We start from the raw sequence: 20,446 nt of genomic DNA, 5'->3' as shown, positions 1-20,446 counted from the left end.
AGAAAAATAAAAAAATATGATCAGACCATTCTTAATCCTGCTTACCCTCCTTTTGCCATTGGCACTTATAGCTCAGCCTGTACCGGCCGACTTGTTGAAAACGATGAAAGCCCGCAGTATCGGTCCGGCCGGAATGAGCGGCCGCGTAACAGCCATAGATGCGGTTCATGCAGAACCTGAGATCATTTATGCCGGTACCGCTTCGGGCGGATTGTGGAAGTCAACAAGTGGAGGTATCAACTGGGCGCCTGTTTTTGATGATCAGAAAATCATGTCAATCGGTGCGGTCGCCATTCAGCAGAGTAATCCTGACGTGATTTGGGTGGGAACGGGCGAAGGCAATCCAAGGAATAGCCTTAACGGGGGCTTTGGTGTTTACCGGTCCCTCGATGCGGGGAGATCCTGGCAATTGATGGGTCTGGAAAAAACACGGCATATCCACCGGATCATTGTTCATCCCTCCGACCCTCAAACTGTTTATGTGGGTGCGATCGGATCACCCTGGGGGGAGCATCCTGAGCGGGGCGTGTATAAAACAAGTGATGGAGGCAAGTCCTGGGAGAAAATCCTGTTCGTGGATAATAAAACAGGTGTGGCAGACATGGTGATGGATCCATCCAACCCGAACAAGATCTTTGTTGCCATGTGGGAGCACAGGCGTAAACCATGGACCTTTAATTCGGGAGGTCCGGGTTCCGGATTATATGTTACCGTCGACGGGGGAGAGTCATGGAAAAAACTTTCAGGTGAAGATGGCTTGCCCGAGGGTGAGCTCGGCCGAATGGGTTTGGCGGTATCACGAAGCAATCCTGATCGTGTCTATGCGCTAATAGAATCAAAGAAAAATGCGTTGTACCGTTCTGATGACGGTGGCTACAACTGGACCAAAATCAATGATAAAGGAGAAATTGGCAACCGGCCTTTTTATTACTCAGAAATATATGTAGACCCATCCAATGAGAACAGGCTCTATTCACTTTTCAGCCGGGTAAACTACAGTGAGGACGGGGGCAGGTCATTTACAGAACTCATGCCCGCAAACGGGGGGACGGGCGCGGTTCACCCGGATCATCACGCCTGGTGGATCCACCCCGAAAACCCCGATTTCATGATCGAGGGGAACGATGGCGGACTGAACATCACCCGCGACCGGGGCAGGACATGGCGGTTCGTCGAAAACCTTCCACTTGCACAATTCTATCACATTAATGTAGATAATGAGTATCCGTACAATGTTTATGGCGGAATGCAGGATAACGGGTCGTGGGCCGGGCCTGCCTATGTTTGGAAATCCCAGGGGATACGGAATTCATACTGGCAGGAAATTTCGTTTGGTGACGGGTTCGATGTGGTTCCCGATCCCGATAATTCCCGGTTTGGGTATTCCATGTCTCAGGAAGGGTATGTGGTTCGATACGACCGTGCAACAGGACATACGAGACTTATTCGCCCCACTCACCCTGTCGCTGATACTATATTGAGGTTTAACTGGAACGCGGCTATCGCCCAGGATCCGTTTGACAATGGAACGATCTATTTTGGAAGCCAGTTTGTCCACAAAAGCACCGACAAGGGCCATTCCTGGACAATTATTTCCCCGGACCTCACAACGAATGACCCTGAGAAACAAAAGCAGCACCTGAGCGGCGGATTGACCATGGACGCCACGGGTGCCGAAAATAATACCACTATTCTGGCGATCACTCCCAGCCCGATCGAAAAAGGAGTGATTTGGGTTGGTACGGATGATGGTAAGATTCAGATTACACGAAATGGCGGAACATCATGGACCGATGTTACCAGCAACATTACCGGTATGCCGGCTGCGTCCTGGGTGGCGCAGGTAAAGGCCTCCACCTATAATGCCGGAGAAGCGTTTGCTGTCGTAAATAACTACCGGAATTTTGATTACAAACCTTATCTTTTCAGAACAACCGACTATGGCAAAACCTGGACATCTCTGATAAATGAGTCACAGGTATGGACCTACACACTAAGTTTTGTGCAGGATCCCATAGAGCCTAAGCTTATGTTTCTTGGAACGGATGGAGGTTTGTTTATTTCGATTGATGCAGGCAGAAACTGGACGCAGTGGGAGCACGGGTTTCCACACGTTTCAACCATGGATTTGGTTATACATCCGCGTGAGCATGACCTGATCATTGGCACTTTCGGCAGAGCTGCATATGTGCTGGATGATATTCGGCCATTACGTCGCCTGGCATCCGATGGCACCGGACTCCTGGAGAAAGAGCTGGTGCTGTTTGATCCGCCCACCGCATATCATGTACTCAACCAGCAGCCATCCGGATCCCGGTTTGGCGCTGATGCGATTTACAATGGTGAGAACCGGCCGCGCGGTGCGATGATTACCTATTTTACAAGGCTTCCGGAGAAAGAGGCTCCTGTTGAGAACTCTGGTTCGGATAAAAATTCAAAGGGTAAAAAGAAACGCAATGAAGAACAGCCGGATGTTACTTCTTCAGAAAAACCTGAAAAAGATTCCCCTGATTCGTTGATGCTGGAAATTTTCAACAGTTCAAATGAGTTGATCCGTACGTTGAAAAGGAAAGCACCGGATACCACAGGTGTGCATAGAATTTTCTGGTACCTGGATGAAAAAGGAGCCGAGTCGCCGAGTCGCCGGGCTCAGCGGGGCAATCAGGAACCAGGGGGTGTGGATGTCCTGCCAGGCACGTACAAGCTTAAGATGACTTATGGGGAATTCGTGGATTCAACGATGATAGAGGTGAAGTTTGATCCTCGTGTTGACATTACAATGGCCACATTGCAGGCAAAATATTCATATGGAAAGCGATTGGAAAAGAATCAGCAGATTGCCGCCGATGCCCTCAAACGACTCCGCGAATCCTCGGAAATAGCCGAAGACTATGCAAAACGTCTGGCAGAACTTGATAAGGAAGCATATAAAGAACAGATTGATGCTTCAAAAGCTATTCAGGATTCTATCAAACTGCTGATGGAACCCATTGTCGGAAAGGAAAGCGACCTTCAGGGAATCGTTAGTTTTCTTGAAGTACCGGTATCCAGCCGTTTGCGTTCGGCATCCGGCTATATGCAATCGTCACTGCAGGCACCGGGTCCCACTGAGGAACGTCTCATGCAGCAGGCTGAGGATCAGCTTCGATCTATTGTGAACGAGGTGAATTCGTTCTACCAGTCGGAATGGCCTGCATACCGGAGAGCAATGGAATCCCTGGAGGTTACGCCCTTCAAGGATTATGATCCGATAAAGTGGTAGCTTTATGATAAAATGAACTAATCTCTGATATCTTCGTTCCCTACTGCAAGGATGAAATACCTAACGATCCTTTTATGGCTGTTTGGGGTCAACGCGAGCGTTGGTCAGGATTGGTCTGTCATAAACTCACAAGCGAGGGATGAGATGAAGGCCGGCCGCTATGAATCGGCTATTGCCCTTTATCAGGATGCGGTTGCCCTTGATGATCAGAATCCTGAAACGTTATTCGGATTAGCAGAGGCATTCCGGTTATCATTTCAATATGAGAACGCCGAGATAAATTACAGGAAAGTCCGTAATGTATGGGCGGATCAAATGCCGCTCTCCATTTATTATTACGCACTAATGCTAAAGCTGGGAGGTAATTTTGAGCGGGCTTCCGGTGAATTTACCGCATTCATAACCCAGGTTGGAAATTCAGGGCGATATCCCGAATTTCTGGATCAGGCATATGTTGAGAAAGCCGGAGCGGATCTCGCCCTTATCACTCAAGACGAAGGCCGGTTTCAGGTTCATCATTTGAGCTCACCTGTGAATTCACCGTTCAATGATTTTTCGCCAGCCTTTCTGGGGGAAGATATCCTCATACTCACCAGCGGAAGAGGAAAGGGCTGGACCGGTAAGAAAGATTTGAAGTATGGAGAGGGCTTCATGAATCAATATGCGTTCCGGAAACGCAGTAATCAATGGCTGCCATTTGATCATTCGATACTGGATATGGTGAATTCGAAATATCATGACGGGAATGGTTCATTCAGTGCCGATTTCAGGCGTTATTTTTTTACATCCTGCGGAGATATTTCGGTGAACTGCCGCATTTATGTCACAGAACAAAATGAACAGGGCCGCTGGGACAAACCCAGACCATTAAATACGGCAGTGAATTACCCAGGATATGATGCCAAACAGCCATCTTTATCAGTGGGAGGGGATACCCTGCTGTTTGTATCCGACCGACCGGGAGGAAAAGGAATGAATGATATCTGGATGAGTGTGTCAACCGGAAACGGGAGATGGACCAATGCAGTGAATCTATCCCATATTAATACCGGTCTCAATGAGCTTTCTCCGCGATGGGTGACATCTGAACTCATCGTTTTTTCATCCGAAGGACATCAGAATTTTGGGGGGTTTGATTTTTATATCGCGGATGCAGAAGGAAGCAATATGAATGTTGTAAATATCGGAAAACCCTTCAATTCAAGCCGTGACGACGCGTATTCAACAATCCATGCGGGTCATTTTTACTGGTCATCGAACCGGAAAGGGACGGAAGGAAACTTTGATATTTATTTTTCAGAACTGCCGGAACCGGAGTCATTTTTTACACAGGTTTTTGAAAGCGGACCTTCAGCCCGCAGGGATGAGGTGAGCATGGAAGAATTGGAAAAACTGGAAATGGTTCGCAAAAACCGGCTGGAAGATCCTTTTACCTATGAAACTCTCCCGTCACGGCAGAAACAACTCGTTGATGAAGTTTTACGCAGTCGCAGGGCAGGACGGGAATTGCCCAGCGAACTTGAATATCTCTCTACCGAGGAACGCGAGTTTATTATTCATGTGGCGAATCAGCAGCAAAAAACTAAAAAGGACTAGGCGGTTCACTGCGGATCGTGATTCTGCCCGGGATTTTTTTTACATCTTTGTGACATGCGGATCATCATATTCATACTTTCAGTTTTAATGGCTGTCCCACACGTTGGGTCAGGTCAGAAAATAGTCACAAGAAATTTTACCATAGAGAGCCTCAGACCTGTGCTATTGCTTCCGGCAGTGGACAGGAAATCACCTGAGAATTTAACCGTGCTTTTCACAAATGGTAACGTGCTAATGACCGATGATGCAGGTGAGACCTGGAATGAGCATGCTTTGCCAAATCCCGTATCCGGGAGTGAAGGATGGATATTCAGCAATAAAAAGGGCGATCTTTTTTATTTCAGAAGAATTTCTGAAACAGCGCTGGATGTGAGTGTTTCTACTGATGGAGGTACTGAGTGGAAAGAAGCAGGGAACCTGGAGCTGCCAGGTATTACAGGTTATCCATCCATCTTTTTTGATCCGGATAAGGAACGTGTGATGGTTTCTTACCTTAAAGAGAATGATTGTACTATTGAACTGATTTTTTTGCAATCATCAAATTCCAGGAAATGGACAGATCCCAAACGGCTAAATGGTGATGACATCTCCTGCAGAACTCCTGGTTTTTCCAACGGCGGAATCACAAAGGGACCACAGGATTACTTATTTGCGGCATGGTCGAATGATGGGGTGATTTATCTGGACAGGTCCTATGATGGAGGTGAAAAATGGTTACGTTCAGACATCGCTATACATCCGCGGAAGGGGGCTTCAATAACTGGAAAACCGACCGTTCTTAGTGACAATAGCCGGAGTGTACTGAGCCGGGCCTTGTATGTAATGTGGGCTGATTCGGTTGAGTCAGGGTATGATATTTTGTCGTCAAGGAGTACGAACAACGGTGATTCCTGGACGACCCCGCTCAGGGTACATTCTGGTGATCCTTTGGATGTTCGTTCACCCCAAATGTACCTGGATCAGTCAAACGGATTTCTCTACGCCCTTTACTATCAAAAAAACGGAGACGGAACGTACAATCTCTTCGTTGCATTGTCAGATGATGGTGCACAATCTTTTGATCATATGCAGCTTAATGAAGTGGCTTTAAATGTAGAAAATGAACAGTGGTTGCCATTGCTTGCCAGAATGGATGTTCATGAGGGGAAAGTTGTCGTTAGCTGGTCATCTGTCTCGGGAAATGAGCAGAAAATATGGATCCGATCACTTACTTATGATCAAATTCTTAAGTAAAAATCATTTCGTTTCAAAGAGTTGCTTGTAGGATGATCTGCATGCTGATTCAGATAATTTCCGAAAGTTAAATATCAGAGAGACAATATTATATTCTAATTTCCGTACTATTTTTTTTATATTCATTCTTCCAAAAAATGAAAATAGTACCTTATGGACACTACCGTTTCTTACCCGATTTCACAACCTTCTGACCGTACCCTTGGAATTCCGGTTTTTGTTTTTGCAACCGTCTTTGCTTCGTTGAGTATTGTGATCGGACTAATCTGGGATATTAGCTGGCATATTAGTGTGGGAAGGGACGGCCTTTTCTCTCCACCCCACCTGGCCATGTATCTGGGGGCTGTGATATCTGGCGTGTTTTCGGGTTACCAGGTACTTAAAACAACGATTGCCGGAACAGCAGCGGAAAAAACTCAATCGGTGAAGTTTTGGAAGATATTTTACGGGTCTCTGGGGGCGATGTTCTGTATCTGGGGTGCAATAGCCATGCTTACCTCGGCTCCCTTTGATGACTGGTGGCATAATACTTACGGACTGGATGTAACCATTCTGTCTCCGCCTCATACCGTGCTGTTGCTGGGAATGGTTGGTATTCAGTTCGGTGCTATGGTGAGTGTAATGGCGATTCAGAATCGGTCGACTCAGTTGGCAGATGAGTTTTCAGAGAAGCGTAATCGCATACTGAATGTTATTTATGCGATGGCAGGGGGGTTCTTTCTGATGATGGTATGCACCATTTTATCTGAATACCAGTCGCGTCATGATATGCACAGTGCGACATTTTATATTGTAGCGGGCATATTTTATCCTCTTCTTTTATCTGCCTTTTCCCGTTCTTCACAGTCGCGCTGGGGTGCGACTTCAGCAGCGGCGGTTTATATGCTGGTGCAGCTACTGATGAACTGGATATTACCTTTATTTCCGGCGGAACCAAAATTAGGTCCTATTTTAAATCCCATCGACTCATTTCAATCCTGGGATTTCCCATTGCTTCTGATCATTCCGGCATTGGCACTTGATTATATTCAGCATAAGACGCTCCGAAACGATTGGTTCCGGGCATTGATCATCGGTCCTGCATTCATTTTGATCCTTCTTTTGGTCCAATGGAATATGGGAGATTTCCTGATGACCGAATACGCCCGTAACTGGGTGTTTGGAACAGAAACGTGGTATTTTGGTAATAGTCCGGACTGGGAATACAGGTATGCCTACGCACCCTGGATGGTTTCTACCGGCTGGATTCTAGTACGGGGTATCCTGATAGCAATTGGCATAGCTGTATTGACATCACGACTTGGTTTATATTGGGGAAACTGGATGAAAAAAGTACAACGATGATGAATCTGATAAAGCGCATTGTTCTCACAATTTGCCTGTTGCTTTCTGCCAACAGCTTTGCCCATGTTGGCAGTCCGGGTGTCGTATATGAAGGTAAAGCGGGACCTTATCAACTCATGGTAAGTATCAGTCCACCCGACGTAATCCCCGGAACAGCCAATATTCAGATCTATGTGGAAAATGGGGTTGTAGATGAGATTTGGGTAAAACCGATATATTGGTATGCAGGTGACGAGGGATCCCCTTCACCGGATCCTGCTTTACCTGTGCCCGATTCACCAGGACAGTATCAGGGTATTGTCTGGCTCATGTCTTCCGGAACGGCAAGCCTGGAAATTGAGGTTAAAGGCCCGGATGGCGAAGGCAAAGCCCTGATCCCGCTGATGGCAGCCGCGACAGCCCAGAAGGAGATGGAACCAGGCCTGGGATGGGTTCTGGCAATCCTTGGTATTTTGCTGGTCATTCTTATGGCAACTATTATCGGGTCGAGTGTGAGTGATGCACTGCTGCCTCCCGGTAAGGAATCCAGTCTGCGTGGCCGTCGAATCCGCGGTATTACCATTTCACTGGGACTGATGTCCCTGATTTTATATGGCGGTGCGAGCTGGTGGAATAGCTGGGCGGATAATTACAAGCGGTATATGTATGAGCCCTTCAAGGCAGAATCCTCCATCGTTTCAAAGAATGGTAAAACGGTGATGGAATTCATGATCGATCCCAATTACCGGGAATACCGTGGAAACACCCTGTCACCTGCTTATATGATTCCGGATCATGGAAAACTTATGCATATGTTCGTGATGAGGGAAGGTACCCTTGACGCATTTGCCCATCTTCATCCGCACCGAAAGGACAGTCTGACCTACGAAACTAACTGGCCCCCGCTTCCTAAGGGCCGATACTTTGTTTTTGCAGATATCGTAAGGGCTCACGGGTTTCAGGAAACCATTGTAGACACCCTTGTTGTGGAATCAGAAGTAACTCCGGAGGAATGGGACAGAATGGACAGCGATGATACGTTCATACGTTCAAATCCTGTCGAATCAAATGATGATTTCGATTTCGGATCGGATGTGATAGTCTGCGGAAAACCCGGGGTACGGACACCCCTGCCTGACGGCTCCACGGCGATCTGGGAATATGATGCCGCACAGCCGCTCAAGACCGGAACACTTTACCCAATGACCTTCAATATTCTTAATCCAGACGGTGAACCGGCTGAACTGGAGCCCTATATGGGAATGATGGGTCATATGGTGGTGATGAAATATGACGGGTCTGTCTATATTCACCTGCATCCGGTAGGAAGTTATTCCACAGCAAGTCAGGAAATAATGGACACCCGGATAGCCGGTTCGGGCAGGCCGGGAGAGTTCTCTCCTGCGCCGGTTTTCATGGATAGCGTCGACAACGAAGTTGAGCGTATTGCTTCACTTACCGAAGAAGAGCGAAACGATTACCTGTCAGAACTGATGAACCACGACATTGAATCCGATGGGGAACATGAAGGCCATTCTGTCGTGACATTTCCCTATGTCTTTCCTGAGGCGGGTGACTACAGGATCTGGATTCAAATGAAAAGAAACGGACAGGTTCTGAACACAGCTTTCGATGCAACTGTAGTCGAGTAACACGTAATTAACTTTTTGCCTGTCAGTTTTTTAAAATTGGTAATTTTTCATTTGAAAAATAAGATGTAATAAATTGTAGCGATTTATCAGTATTTTATTATATTACGCCATGTTTAGGGCAATTGCTGAATTCACAAGCGATTGTTTTGATGTAGGAAAAGACGTTTTTTAAGCTATTTTTTAGGATTACGTTTATTTTTTTTAACCAAAACCGAATCATCCATGACCTTTTTAGGGGATGTATTTTATATAGAATTAGATTTTTTTACTCGTTTTTTTGACCAAACTTTTACTACCAATCATCTTCTTTTATGGCGAAGCTGAAGAATATCATTAAACAACTTTCTGACAAGGATTACGAAGCGATTAAGGATTCGTTGATTGAGAGTAGTGCCGATAAGTCGGCGTACTTGCTGCAGTCGTTACGGGAGCGTTCTCTTTCCGACGCAAAAATCATGGATGAACTGGATGTGAATACGAATGCGTATTACACACTTCGATCGAGGTTAAATCAGAAAATTGAGGAGTATCTCCTGCAGCAGATGGAAAGTCCACGAACGGACATCCTGAAAAAAGTGGCGAATATCAATGAGATCATCTTCACAAAGAAGAAGGACATTGCAATCGCGACACTGAAAAAGCTGGAAAAGGAGTTGTTGGACTACGACCTTTCCAACGAATTGACAGTCGTATATAAATCGCTCAAAAAGCTGCACATTAATTCACCGGATTATTTCAATTATTCACAATTGTATAACCGCCACGTAGCCTACATGCTCGCCGTAGACAAGGCGGAGGACCTGCTGGCGGAATACTTTAAGAAATATGGGTATTACACTCTTTCCGGTGATGATATCGATAAACTTGAGCTCAACCTTCTGATGAAGGAAATGGGTAATGTAAGTGCACTGTATGAGTCGCACAGGCTGTACGTTTATCACAGTTGTATGGCAATTTTCCATCGACTGTTCGTTGAAGGAGGGGAAAGTCTGGACGATTCCCAGGAACCGATAGAGGATATACTGGATAATGTTGAAAAGATATTTGAATCCTATCACCTGGATTCAATCTATTATCACCTCAACCTGGTGTTTGAATTTCTTAAGCTCGAATATTATAATCATTACGGTGTTTACCGGAAGGCTGAGAAGTACTTTGAGGAAGTGAATGATGCGGCAAGCAACCTGCTGACAAATTACACTCAATATACATATCCTGCACAATTCCTCATTACCAAGATCATGCGGAATATTCGCTATGATACGATCAATGAAGTGTATGAGGAGAATGAAAACATCTTCCAGGATTACGAATTTGATGTTCAGGATACACCCAGTTTTGTGACTTACAGTATTTACCATGCGGTGTGCTGCTATTATGTTGAAAAGTATTCAGAAGGAAGCCGCTGGATCAATAAGCTGTTGAATGAGGTGAGTCTGAAGAAATACCCGCTGGTCTTACTTGAGATTAAGATCATGTTGGCGTTATTGTATTGCCTGATGAGGGATTATGACCTGTTCAACCAGCTGATTAATAGTATTCAGCGTCATATTCGTCTTGTCGGAAAAGACAAGTGTGAACATATTCTGATTCTTTCCAAGATTCTGAAAGTTTCCATTTCAGAGAAAAGAAAGAACAAAGAACAGAAAATAAAGAGTTTGCTCGATAAACTGAATGAAATCAAAACCGATCACTTTACACCGATTAAGCTGATCAGAATGGATGATGATTTCATTGACAGATTATCGGTCTGAAGATAAAGGTGTGGTTAAAATTGGAAAGAGCCGTCTGGGAGGACGGCTCTTTTTTTTGGTCTTGTTTTAAGTTTATCCTGAAATCAGATATTGATCTTATCCAGCGTATCCTGTGAAAGGGGCTTGTTCAGATATTGTTTTACGTAGCTGTATTTCTTTGACTTACTCATATCCTGAGGATTTATCGAAGATGTAAGCATGATGATCTTGCATTTATTCCTGGTTTCGTCTGAAAGCTTTTCAAATTCATCCAGAAACTGGAAGCCATCCATTAACGGCATATCGATGTCGAGAAAGATTACATCCGGCAAAACCCGTTCATCCACATCCAGGCGTTCCATGTTTTTCAGGAACTCCATTGCGCTCTTGGCACCGGTATGTGTGAATATGTGACTTGCGATGTTTGCTGCTTCGATCATCTTCTGATTAATGAGATTATCAATCTCATTATCATCAACCAGCATTACTGTATTAAATTTCTTTTGGTTATCTGCCATATCTGCGTTTCTACGTCGGCTAATATAGTTTTTTCACATATAATAACAAAATAAATAACTAACCGTCAGGGTTCAAATCTAATTACTTATAAATCAAATTTAATTCCCTGCGCAAGCGGCAGTTCCCGTCCGTAATTTATCGTATTGGTTTGACGTCTCATATATACTTTCCAGGCGTCTGAACCGGATTCACGACCTCCGCCAGTTTCCTTTTCACCGCCGAATGCGCCGCCGATTTCCGCGCCTGATGTACCAATGTTTACATTGGCTATTCCGCAATCTGATCCGGCCTGGGATAGGAAAAGTTCAGATTCACGGATATTCATTGTCATGATCGCCGAAGACAAGCCCTGTGCTACGTTATTTTGCATGGCAATTGCGTCCTCAATGTTGGAATATTTCATGATGTATAGAATTGGAGCAAAGGTTTCCGTCTGAACAATATTCATGGAATTCTCAACTTCAGCGATTACTGGTTTCACGTAGCATCCTGATTCATATTCCTTGCCCTCAAGAACACCTGCCTCCGTGAGAATGGATCCACCCTCATCTTTAATTTTCTGCAGGGCGTCCATATACATCTTCACAGCATCCGTATCGATCAGCGGGCCAACATGGTTTTTTTCATTTAGTGGATTACCGATTCGTAATTGCTTGTAGGCGTTGGTGAGTTTTTCCTTTATTTCACCATAAATGCTTTCATGGATTATTAACCTTCGGGTGGAGGTGCAACGCTGGCCGCACGTTCCAACTGCTCCGAATAAGGCTCCGGTGATGGCTACGTCCAGATCAGCTGTCTCGCTGATGATGATCGCATTATTTCCTCCCAATTCCAGCAATGCTCTTCCCAGCCGTGCTCCAACTGCAGCTCCTACCTTCTTGCCCATTCGCGTTGATCCGGTTGCCGAGACAAGCGGGATCCGATGATCATGGGAGAGTAGTTCGCCTATTTTGTAGTCACCGTTGACCAGGCATGATACCCCTTCCGGGACATTATTTTCGGCGAAGACGCGGGCTACAATATTCTGGCAGGCGATGCTGCACAAAGGTACTTTTTCGCTGGGTTTCCAGACGCATACATCCCCGCACACCCAGGCAAGCATAGTATTCCAAGACCATACAGCAACCGGGAAGTTGAAGGCGCTAATGATACCTACAATGCCAAGGGGATGATATTGTTCATACATGCGGTGGTTGGGCCGCTCTGAGTGCATGGTAAGTCCGTGCAGCTGACGAGATAGTCCCACAGCAAAATCACAGATGTCAATCATCTCCTGCACTTCCCCAAGACCTTCCTGGTAGGATTTTCCCATTTCATAGGAAACAAGCTTGCCCAGATCCGCCTTTTTTTCGCGCAATGCTTCTCCAATCTGACGGATTACCTCACCTCGTTTAGGGGCCGGCACCTGCCGCCACTTGATGAAGGCACCTTGCGCTGCTGCTATTACACTTTCATACTGTTCTTCGGTAGTGGATGCGACTTGGGCGATTTCGTTGCCATCTGCGGGTGAGGATGACTTCAGCCATGCTCCTTTTGCAGGCAGCCAGTTATTTCCCGTTGATGTCCCGCTATTTTCACCCTTAATCCCCAGATTTTTCAGGGCTTTTTCTATTCCGTACAGGTCTTCAGACATGGTTATGATTGCTTATTGATTCCATGTCAAAGCTAGGAAATTGGACTAATAAAAAGGTAACAATCGTTGATTTAGATAGTCTCTTCTACCAGGTTACACCAAAAATTCCGTGATCACCCGTTTCATAAATGCCTTCCAGGAGGAAAGGACCGTTTTTGTTTTCGAGATTACGGTTAAGATCTTCCAGGTTTAATATTCGAACCTTATCGATTCGGGTAATGATCAGTCCGGGTTCTATCCCGGCATCTTTCCAGGGTCCGTCCTCAACCTGAGCGATCCGTACTCCACCGTCAATTTCATATTTTTCAAGATCCCGGTCGCTGAGGTCTTCAAAAAATCCACCGCTGATCTCATCCCTGATCACTTTTGGCTGAACAGAAATGTTACCTTCATAATCGCGAAGGGTTGCCATGGTTTTGGCTACTTCTCCATCACGGATATAGGTTACTTCCACTTCATCTCCGGGGCGATTTCTTGCTACAAGTTCTTGCAATTCAGAAACATTTGTAACGGTCATTCCGTTGATACCGGTGATCACATCACCCTGTTGAAGTCCTGCATCCATTGCGGCACTGTTATCATTCACCAGGCTGATGAAGACACCACTCACTACATTGAGATCACGTTCATCCGCAAACCGGGCATCGACATCATTAATCCGGATTCCGAGTAGGCCCCTCTGCACTCTTCCAAATTCCAGCAGATCATCCATTACTTTTTTCACCAGTGCGACCGGAACTGCAAATGAATAGCCTGCATAAGATCCGTTTGGAGTGGCGATGGCTGTATTGATACCCACAAGCTGACCTCTCAGATTTACCAGGGCACCACCGCTGTTTCCCGGATTGACTGCGGCATCGGTTTGAATAAAGGATTCAATCTGCAGATTATTTCTGTCACGCAGTATGCCAATGTTTCGGGCTTTTGCACTTACAATACCTGCTGTTACGGTGGAATTAAGATCAAAAGGATTTCCTATTGCCAGCACCCATTCTCCCGGGTAAACCTGGTCTGAGTCCCCGTAGGGCACAAATGGCAGATCTGTTTCATCGATTTTAAGAAGCGCCAGATCGGTCGTAGGATCGGCGCCAATGATTTCGGCCACATAACTGCGGTTGTCAAACAGGACGATCTCCACCTGCCGTGCATCTTCAATCACATGATTATTTGTGACTATGTACCCGTCATCAGAAACAATTACTCCGGAACCCGAACTCCTGGATGGTGCCCTGAAGTAATTATCCATTGGATTTACACTGTATCGGCCCGAAGCATAAAGTGTTCTGATATGAACCACTGCGGGGGTAACTTTATTTGCGGCGAAAGTGAAATTAAGGCCGCCCATTTCTATCAGTGTAGAATCTGACTGGCCGGTCAATGCTACCTGTTGTTGTCTCCTGGAAATGGAATTATAGGATGCTGATGAACCCGGTGACCAAAATTCATAAAACAAGAACAACGCAACAAGAACACCTGTCAGCGCTGAAAAGAACATGCCAAAATAAATCCGGGTAAACTTCATGATTCTACAGACTTTCCTTTTTTAACGTTACTTTTCCCGATTCGGTTTAATTCCCGATATATTTTACTTATTCCGCCCGATTTTCGGCGAGCTTTTCCAGCTCCATGAGTTCATCTCTGAGGCGGGCAGCTTCAATGAAATCCAATTCCCTGGCAGCTTTTTCCATTGCCTGACGTGTTTTGGCCATCAGTTTATTCAGGTCCTTCTTTTCCATATACTGAACAACAGGATCCTGAACCACGGAAGCGGATTCTTCTTCAGAATAAAATTTACGTGCTTTTTTTCTATCTGCCACATTGGTCTGCTGTAAAATTGATTCCTTCGACCGAAGAATCGTGGTGGGCGTGATTCCATGCTCGGTATTGTATGCCTCCTGAATACTTCGTCTGCGATTGGTCTCATCGATGGCCTGCTGCATCGAATCAGTGATCTTGTCGGCATACATAATCACCATACCGCGTGAATTTCGTGCGGCTCTTCCAATTGTCTGTATGAGGGATCGCTGGTTTCGCAGAAACCCTTCCTTATCGGCATCCAGAATAGCGACCAGGGATACTTCGGGCAGGTCAAGTCCCTCACGCAGGAGGTTGACACCCACCAGGACATCAAAAATTCCCAGTCGTAATTCACGCAAAATTTCAACCCGATCGAGGGTATCAACCTCGCTGTGGATATATCTTGTTTTCACCCCGGCGCGTTCCAGAAATTTGGTTAATTCTTCTGCCATGCGCTTTGTGAGCGTGGTTACGAGCACGCGTTCTTCCCTTTTTATACGCTCGTCAATCTCGTCCAGTAAGTCATCGATCTGGTTGGGTGTCGGGCGTACTTCAATTTCCGGATCCAGCAGACCGGTAGGCCGAATGATCTGTTCCACGACGACACCTTCTGATTTACGCAATTCGTATTCAGAAGGGGTCGCACTTACATAGATAACCTGGTTTTGCATGGCTTCAAACTCATTGAACGTGAGAGGCCGGTTGTCAAGTGCCGATGGCAGCCGGAAGCCGTAATCCACCAGGTTCACCTTCCTGGATCTGTCTCCACCCCACATGGCGCGAATCTGCGGAACGGTAACATGACTTTCATCGATAACCATCAGGTAGTCATCCGGAAAATAATCCAGCAGGCAGAAGGGCCGTGCACCAGGTTGCCGGCGATCGAAATAGCGGGAGTAATTCTCAACACCTGAGCAGTATCCGAGCTCCCGTATCATTTCAAGGTCAAATTCGGTCCGCTCCTGAAGGCGTTTGGCCTCGAGGTGGCGGCGTTCACTTTCAAAAAATTCCACCTGGGCCACCATGTCGTGCTGAATTTCCTGGATCACCTGGGGCAGCTGGTCCTTGCCGGTAACAAATAAGTTCGCCGGAAATATGGTGATAGCCTTTTCATCCGATATTTTCCTTCCGGTATCAGGTTCAATCTGCTGGATCGTTTCAATTTCGTCACCCCAGAAGATGATCCTGTAGGCGAAGTCTCCATAGGCCACAAAAATATCGACGGTATCTCCTTTAACACGAAAATTACCGCGCTTGAATTCAGCAGTGGTCCGGGAGTAAAGAATGTCGACCAGCGCATGGAGCAGTCTGTTTCTTGCAATTTTTTCACCCGCCCGCAGCTTGATAACGTTCTTCGCAAATTGTTCCGGGTTTCCGATACCGTAGATGCAGGAAACTGAAGCAACAACGATAATGTCCCTGCGGCCCGTTAGCAGTGATGATGAAGCACTCAGTCGGAGCTTTTCAATTTCTTCATTGATTGAAAGGTCTTTTTCAATATACAGGTTGGAAGTAGGAATGAAGGCTTCGGGCTGATAGTAATCGTAGTAGCTGATAAAGTATTCCACAGCATTTTCCGGGAAAAACCGCTTGAACTCACTGTAGAGCTGGGCAGCAAGGGTTTTGTTATGACTCAAAACGAGGGTTGGCCGCTGTACCTGCTGGATCACATTGGCAATGGTGAAGGTTTTACCCGTTCCGGTGGCTCCCAGCAAGGTCTGAAAGCGTTCCCCGTCATCTATACCTTCCGAAAGTGCAGTGATCGCCGAGGGTTGGTCCCCGGTAGGTTCATATTCGCTTGTGATGTTAAATTCCATATTCTATGAATTCCAAATTTCCCAGGATCGTTCCGCCTGCAGGTGCAGCATTTCAAGTCCGTTCTTTACCCGGGCGCCTTTTTCTGCTCCCATCTTCATAAACGCTGTTGTTTCCGGATTGTATATCAGATCGTACAGAAAATTATCTTGATCAAGATATTCATATGGAATATCGGGAAATATTTCAACTTCAGGATACATCCCCAGCGGGGTAGTGTTTACAATGAGTTTGTATTCACGTATATGTTCAGCATTGAGATCAGAATATCCAAGTTGACCGGGGGCAGGATTTCTTGAAACGCTGGTTGCTGCAATATTCAGATCTTCCAGGGCGGCCAGCACTGCTTTTGCCGCACCGCCGGTGCCAAGAATGAGGGCTTTTTCAATACTTTTGTTCCCCAGCCAGCTCATCAGCGATTGCTGAAATCCGTAATAGTCGGAATTATATCCTACCGGACCCCGGGGAGACATTTTTACAACATTCACTGCCCCAACTTTTTTTGCTGAACTGTCGAGGTCTGCAAGGAAGGGGATGATTTCCTGTTTGTAGGGAATGGTTACGTTCAGACCCGCGAGGTGCGGGATCCCGAAAATCCTGATGATCTCTTCGATGGATGAGATTTCGTATAACGCATAATAATGATCTGTGAGCCCTTCATTTTTAAACTTTGTATTGAAATAACCAGCGGAAAATGAATGGGATAACTTTTTGCCGATCAGTCCGAATTGCCTCATGAAGCAGAGGGGGTTGAACGATAAGCTGCCAAACGCTCAAGTCCTACCACCACCAGGATGCCCAGTGCGAAGAAAAATATTCCCATCAGTATTTCAGATGGTTCGCCGGTATTTTGAGCATAGGTTGTAGGCAGCACATTCTTTGTAATGAACGGCACTTGTTCCCCTGCACTGTTGATACGAAACGATGAAACAGTTTTCCATGGCCATACCTTGTTCAGTGAGCCAAGCATGAATCCCGCAAGAAGAGCAATGGTAGCGTTGTGGTAGTGTCGGAGAAGCCAGGAAACCACACGGGAAAAACTCAGCAGGCCGGTAAGACAGCCGAGTGCGAAAATTCCGATTGTAACAAAGTCGCGTTCATTCAGCGCTTCCAGGATGTATTCATATTTACCCAGGATCAGCAGGATAAAGGAGCCCGATATTCCGGGAAGGATCATCGCGCAAATGGCAATTGCACCGGAAAGGAATATGAACCAGTATGCTTCTGGCGTTTCCGCAGGGGTGAGGGTAGTGATGAGAAACGCAATGATCACTCCGGCAATAAGGAAAATAACTGTGCCGGCCTTCCATTGTTTGATTTCCTTCAGTACCCAAAAGGCCGAGATCAGGATAAGTCCGAAAAAAAACGACCACAGTGGAATGGGGTGATCGGACATTAAATATTTGATCAGGCGGGCCAGGGTTAAAAGACTGGTCAGAATCCCAAGCAACAGTGGCAACAGAAAGGCACCGTCAATTTTTGTCCATAATTCCTTCAGCTGAAAACGTAACAAAAGCTTCAGTGCATCCATATCTACAGATCGGATCGCATTCAGCAATCGTTCATAGATTCCGGCAATGAGTGCGATTGTTCCGCCCGAAACGCCAGGTACAACATCCGCACCACCCATTCCCATTCCTTTCAGGAAAATAAGCAGTGTGTTACGCATGGTAAATCAGGATGGATTCAGATCAAGGAAATGGGAGAAGGTATCACCCCGAAGGCCCAGACGAATAGTTTCGAGAGGTATCACTTCATTCGGCGCAATATTTCCCAGGTTCACGTTGGCCCCCAGTAATTTTATAAACCATACCTGCTGTGCTTTTTGCGGAGCTTCCCAGATGATCTTTTCAAATGGGATTTTGGTAAGGATTTCCTGAACGAGTCCGGAACGTACCTCGCCGGTTGACCGGAACAGGCCTACGTTGCCACTTTCACGGGCTTCACCAATTACCTTCCATGCACCGGCATCAAGCTCTTCCTGCATAAGTTTGATCCATTGGTAAGGAGGGATAATTTTCTCCGCATCCTTCGATCCGACTTCAGAAAGCACAGTTACCTGCTCTGAGAGTTTGCTGATGTAGTCACATTTTTTGTCATGATCCAGTTCAATGGAGCCGTCCGAGACTTCTGCGTATTGAAGATCATATTTGTCGAGTACCTTCCGGTAATCTTCAAACTGGTCTCTTATCACAAAGGCCTCGAAGAGCGTACCCCCAAAATAAACGGGAATGCCTGCATCATGATAGACCTTAATTTTTTCCTTGAGGTTAGGTGTAACAAAGCTTGTAGCCCATCCAAACTTCACGATGTCAATAAAATCTCCTGAAATATCCAGAAAATCTTCCACCTCCCTGATGCTCAGACCTTTGTCCATGGCCATGGTAAAACCATACTGCCTTGGTTTCTGGGTCCGCTCAGGAATGTTCTTGAGCGTATAGTTCATTCGAGATTATCTTTTCTAAATTGTTCTATGATACGGAAAAGCGCTTTCTGAGTTTCCAGTTTTGGAAAGAACTCATAGAGAGCGGTATGTCCTTCAAAATCCAAAATTAACGCATTTTCCAAATAATTAAAGGCTTCCTTGTATTTACCTGCAGATATTAGGTACGCCGTTAGCCTGTAAAAGAAGATGGCTTCATCCGGACGCTCTTCCATTCCGGTAAGCAAAAGGTCTATGGCCTTGTCATATTCGCCCTGTTCAAAGTAAATAAATGACCAGTTCAGCCATATGTCACGATCCTCCGGATCAAGCATACTGGCTTCTTCATAAGCATCCAGGCTTGATATAGTGTTCCCTACCCGGTATTCACAATCAGCCACTGCTTTCCAGTATTCAGGATTTTCGTGATCAAGCTTCAAAGCCTTATTATAAAAATGCAGCGCCTGGTACCACTTGTCCTGAGATTCAAGGCATTTACCTGCCCCGAACCAGGCTTCATCGTACATGGTATCCAGCTTTGTAGCCTTCTGATAATATTTCAGCCCCAGATCAAATTGCTCCAGTTGCTGATAAACAACCCCCATCTGATAATACACTTCGGGGCTCGCACCTTCGATATCGATTGTCTTTCTGTAAGCATCCAGTGCTTTCGGGTATTGTTTCATTTGGGCATATGTATTGCCCATATTGAAAAATGCGGAGGAAAAGTGTTGTTCGATGGCGATCGCATATTCATATGCCTCAATCGCTTCATCGAATCTTTCGAGCTTGTTATAAACGATCCCCAGATTGTACCATGCCGCCTGGGAAAAAGGATCTGCGTCAATGAACTTGAGATAGTAACTGATGCTTTTTTCCAGCTCACCAGTCAGGTCCAGGCAGTATGCCAATTCATACAATGCGCCTTCATGGTAGATATTGAGTTCAATGGCTTCCTTATATGCCTCGATGGCCTCAGTGTATTTTTCCATACTCTGAAATGCAAGGCCCATACTATAGTAGGCTTCATCCTGATCTTCAGTGTAGAGTAGAGCATTATGATAATCCTCGATAGCTTCCTCATACTGGCCCAGCAGCGAATGGATCGAACCTTTCATGAAATAAATTTCAGAATCTGCGGGCTGCAGGTTTTCAGCGCGTTCCAGTAAATCAAGGGCTTCGTCAAAACGCTCCGTCTGGCTCATCACCTGGGCATGCTGAAGAATGAGTTCGGTTGAAAAAGGATATTGCTCTGAAGCCAGCTGAATAGCCTTCAGTGCATGCTTATATTGTCCGCGTTCGCTGTAATGTGCAATGATTTCCTCAAAGGCTTCCAGTTCAAAAAAGTAAGTTGCTTTGTTTTTGACGTGGTCTTCAAACCTGCGAATCAGCTCATTTTCCTCTTTTCTTTTCTTAAAATTTTCTGCCATGCAGGAAGTATATAAGGTTTGAACAATTTAT

General features: G+C 45.8%; 14 protein-coding genes. 6 read left to right on the top strand and 8 right to left on the bottom strand.

The features are described from left to right. The first annotated feature begins 16 nt into the window (after positions 1-16). From LDX50_RS24065 to LDX50_RS24040, 6 genes are all read left to right on the top strand, one after another. Positions 17-3,262: a WD40/YVTN/BNR-like repeat-containing protein gene (locus LDX50_RS24065; RefSeq protein WP_225698833.1), complete on the top strand. Its 3,246-nt coding sequence runs from the start codon at positions 17-19 to the stop codon at positions 3,260-3,262. 51 nt (positions 3,263-3,313) lie between these two features. Continuing rightward, positions 3,314-4,858 carry a tetratricopeptide repeat protein gene (locus LDX50_RS24060; protein WP_225698832.1) on the top strand — a complete coding sequence of 515 codons (1,545 nt, stop codon included), beginning with the start codon at positions 3,314-3,316 and terminating at the stop codon, positions 4,856-4,858. A 54-nt stretch (positions 4,859-4,912) separates the two neighbouring features. Then, positions 4,913-6,091, top strand: coding sequence for a sialidase family protein (locus LDX50_RS24055; RefSeq protein WP_225698831.1), 1,179 nt, complete (start codon positions 4,913-4,915; stop codon positions 6,089-6,091). Positions 6,092-6,244: 153 nt separating this feature from the next. Further along, a complete protein-coding gene (locus LDX50_RS24050; RefSeq protein WP_225698830.1) occupies positions 6,245-7,435 on the top strand; it encodes a hypothetical protein in 1,191 nt (396 codons plus the stop codon). Then, positions 7,432-9,066: a hypothetical protein gene (locus tag LDX50_RS24045; RefSeq protein WP_225698829.1), complete on the top strand. Its 1,635-nt coding sequence runs from the start codon at positions 7,432-7,434 to the stop codon at positions 9,064-9,066. The genes LDX50_RS24050 and LDX50_RS24045 overlap by 4 nt, the downstream gene beginning before the upstream one ends. A gap of 311 nt (positions 9,067-9,377) precedes the next feature. Beyond that, the gene (locus LDX50_RS24040; protein WP_225698828.1) at positions 9,378-10,820 is read left to right on the top strand and encodes a hypothetical protein; all 1,443 of its coding nucleotides are present in this window, start codon (positions 9,378-9,380) and stop codon (positions 10,818-10,820) included. Between the two features lie 83 nt (positions 10,821-10,903). On the opposite strand, the gene LDX50_RS24035 is transcribed toward LDX50_RS24040, so the two are convergent. The 8 genes from LDX50_RS24035 to LDX50_RS24000 form a co-directional block, all read right to left on the bottom strand. Continuing rightward, complete coding sequence (locus LDX50_RS24035) at positions 10,904-11,317, bottom strand: response regulator (RefSeq protein WP_225698827.1); 414 nt, start codon at positions 11,315-11,317, stop codon at positions 10,904-10,906. Positions 11,318-11,403: 86 nt separating this feature from the next. Continuing rightward, the gene (gene amaB / locus LDX50_RS24030; protein WP_225698826.1) at positions 11,404-12,951 is read right to left on the bottom strand and encodes an L-piperidine-6-carboxylate dehydrogenase; all 1,548 of its coding nucleotides are present in this window, start codon (positions 12,949-12,951) and stop codon (positions 11,404-11,406) included. Between the two features lie 85 nt (positions 12,952-13,036). Next, on the bottom strand, positions 13,037-14,473 hold the full coding sequence (locus LDX50_RS24025) for a trypsin-like peptidase domain-containing protein (protein WP_225698825.1): 1,437 nt from the start codon (positions 14,471-14,473) through the stop codon (positions 13,037-13,039). Positions 14,474-14,540: 67 nt separating this feature from the next. Continuing rightward, entirely contained in the window at positions 14,541-16,565 is a 2,025-nt protein-coding gene (gene uvrB / locus LDX50_RS24020; RefSeq protein ID WP_225698824.1) for an excinuclease ABC subunit UvrB, read from the bottom strand. A 3-nt stretch (positions 16,566-16,568) separates the two neighbouring features. Further along, complete coding sequence (locus tag LDX50_RS24015) at positions 16,569-17,300, bottom strand: shikimate dehydrogenase family protein (RefSeq protein WP_225698823.1); 732 nt, start codon at positions 17,298-17,300, stop codon at positions 16,569-16,571. Beyond that, positions 17,297-18,232 (bottom strand): polyprenyl-phosphate transporter, encoded by a 936-nt coding sequence (locus tag LDX50_RS24010; protein ID WP_225698822.1) that lies wholly within the window; start codon positions 18,230-18,232, stop codon positions 17,297-17,299. Before LDX50_RS24010 ends, LDX50_RS24015 begins: the two co-directional genes overlap by 4 nt. Before the next feature lie 6 nt (positions 18,233-18,238). Further along, positions 18,239-19,009, bottom strand: coding sequence for a phosphosulfolactate synthase (locus LDX50_RS24005; RefSeq protein ID WP_225698821.1), 771 nt, complete (start codon positions 19,007-19,009; stop codon positions 18,239-18,241). Continuing rightward, the gene (locus LDX50_RS24000; protein ID WP_225698820.1) at positions 19,006-20,415 is read right to left on the bottom strand and encodes a tetratricopeptide repeat protein; all 1,410 of its coding nucleotides are present in this window, start codon (positions 20,413-20,415) and stop codon (positions 19,006-19,008) included. The genes LDX50_RS24005 and LDX50_RS24000 overlap by 4 nt, the downstream gene beginning before the upstream one ends. Positions 20,416-20,446 lie beyond the last annotated feature (31 nt).

This window comes from Fulvivirga sedimenti (genome assembly GCF_020328055.1).
Note: the sequence above shows the minus strand (reverse complement) of the source record. Positions and strands in the feature narration are given on the sequence as shown.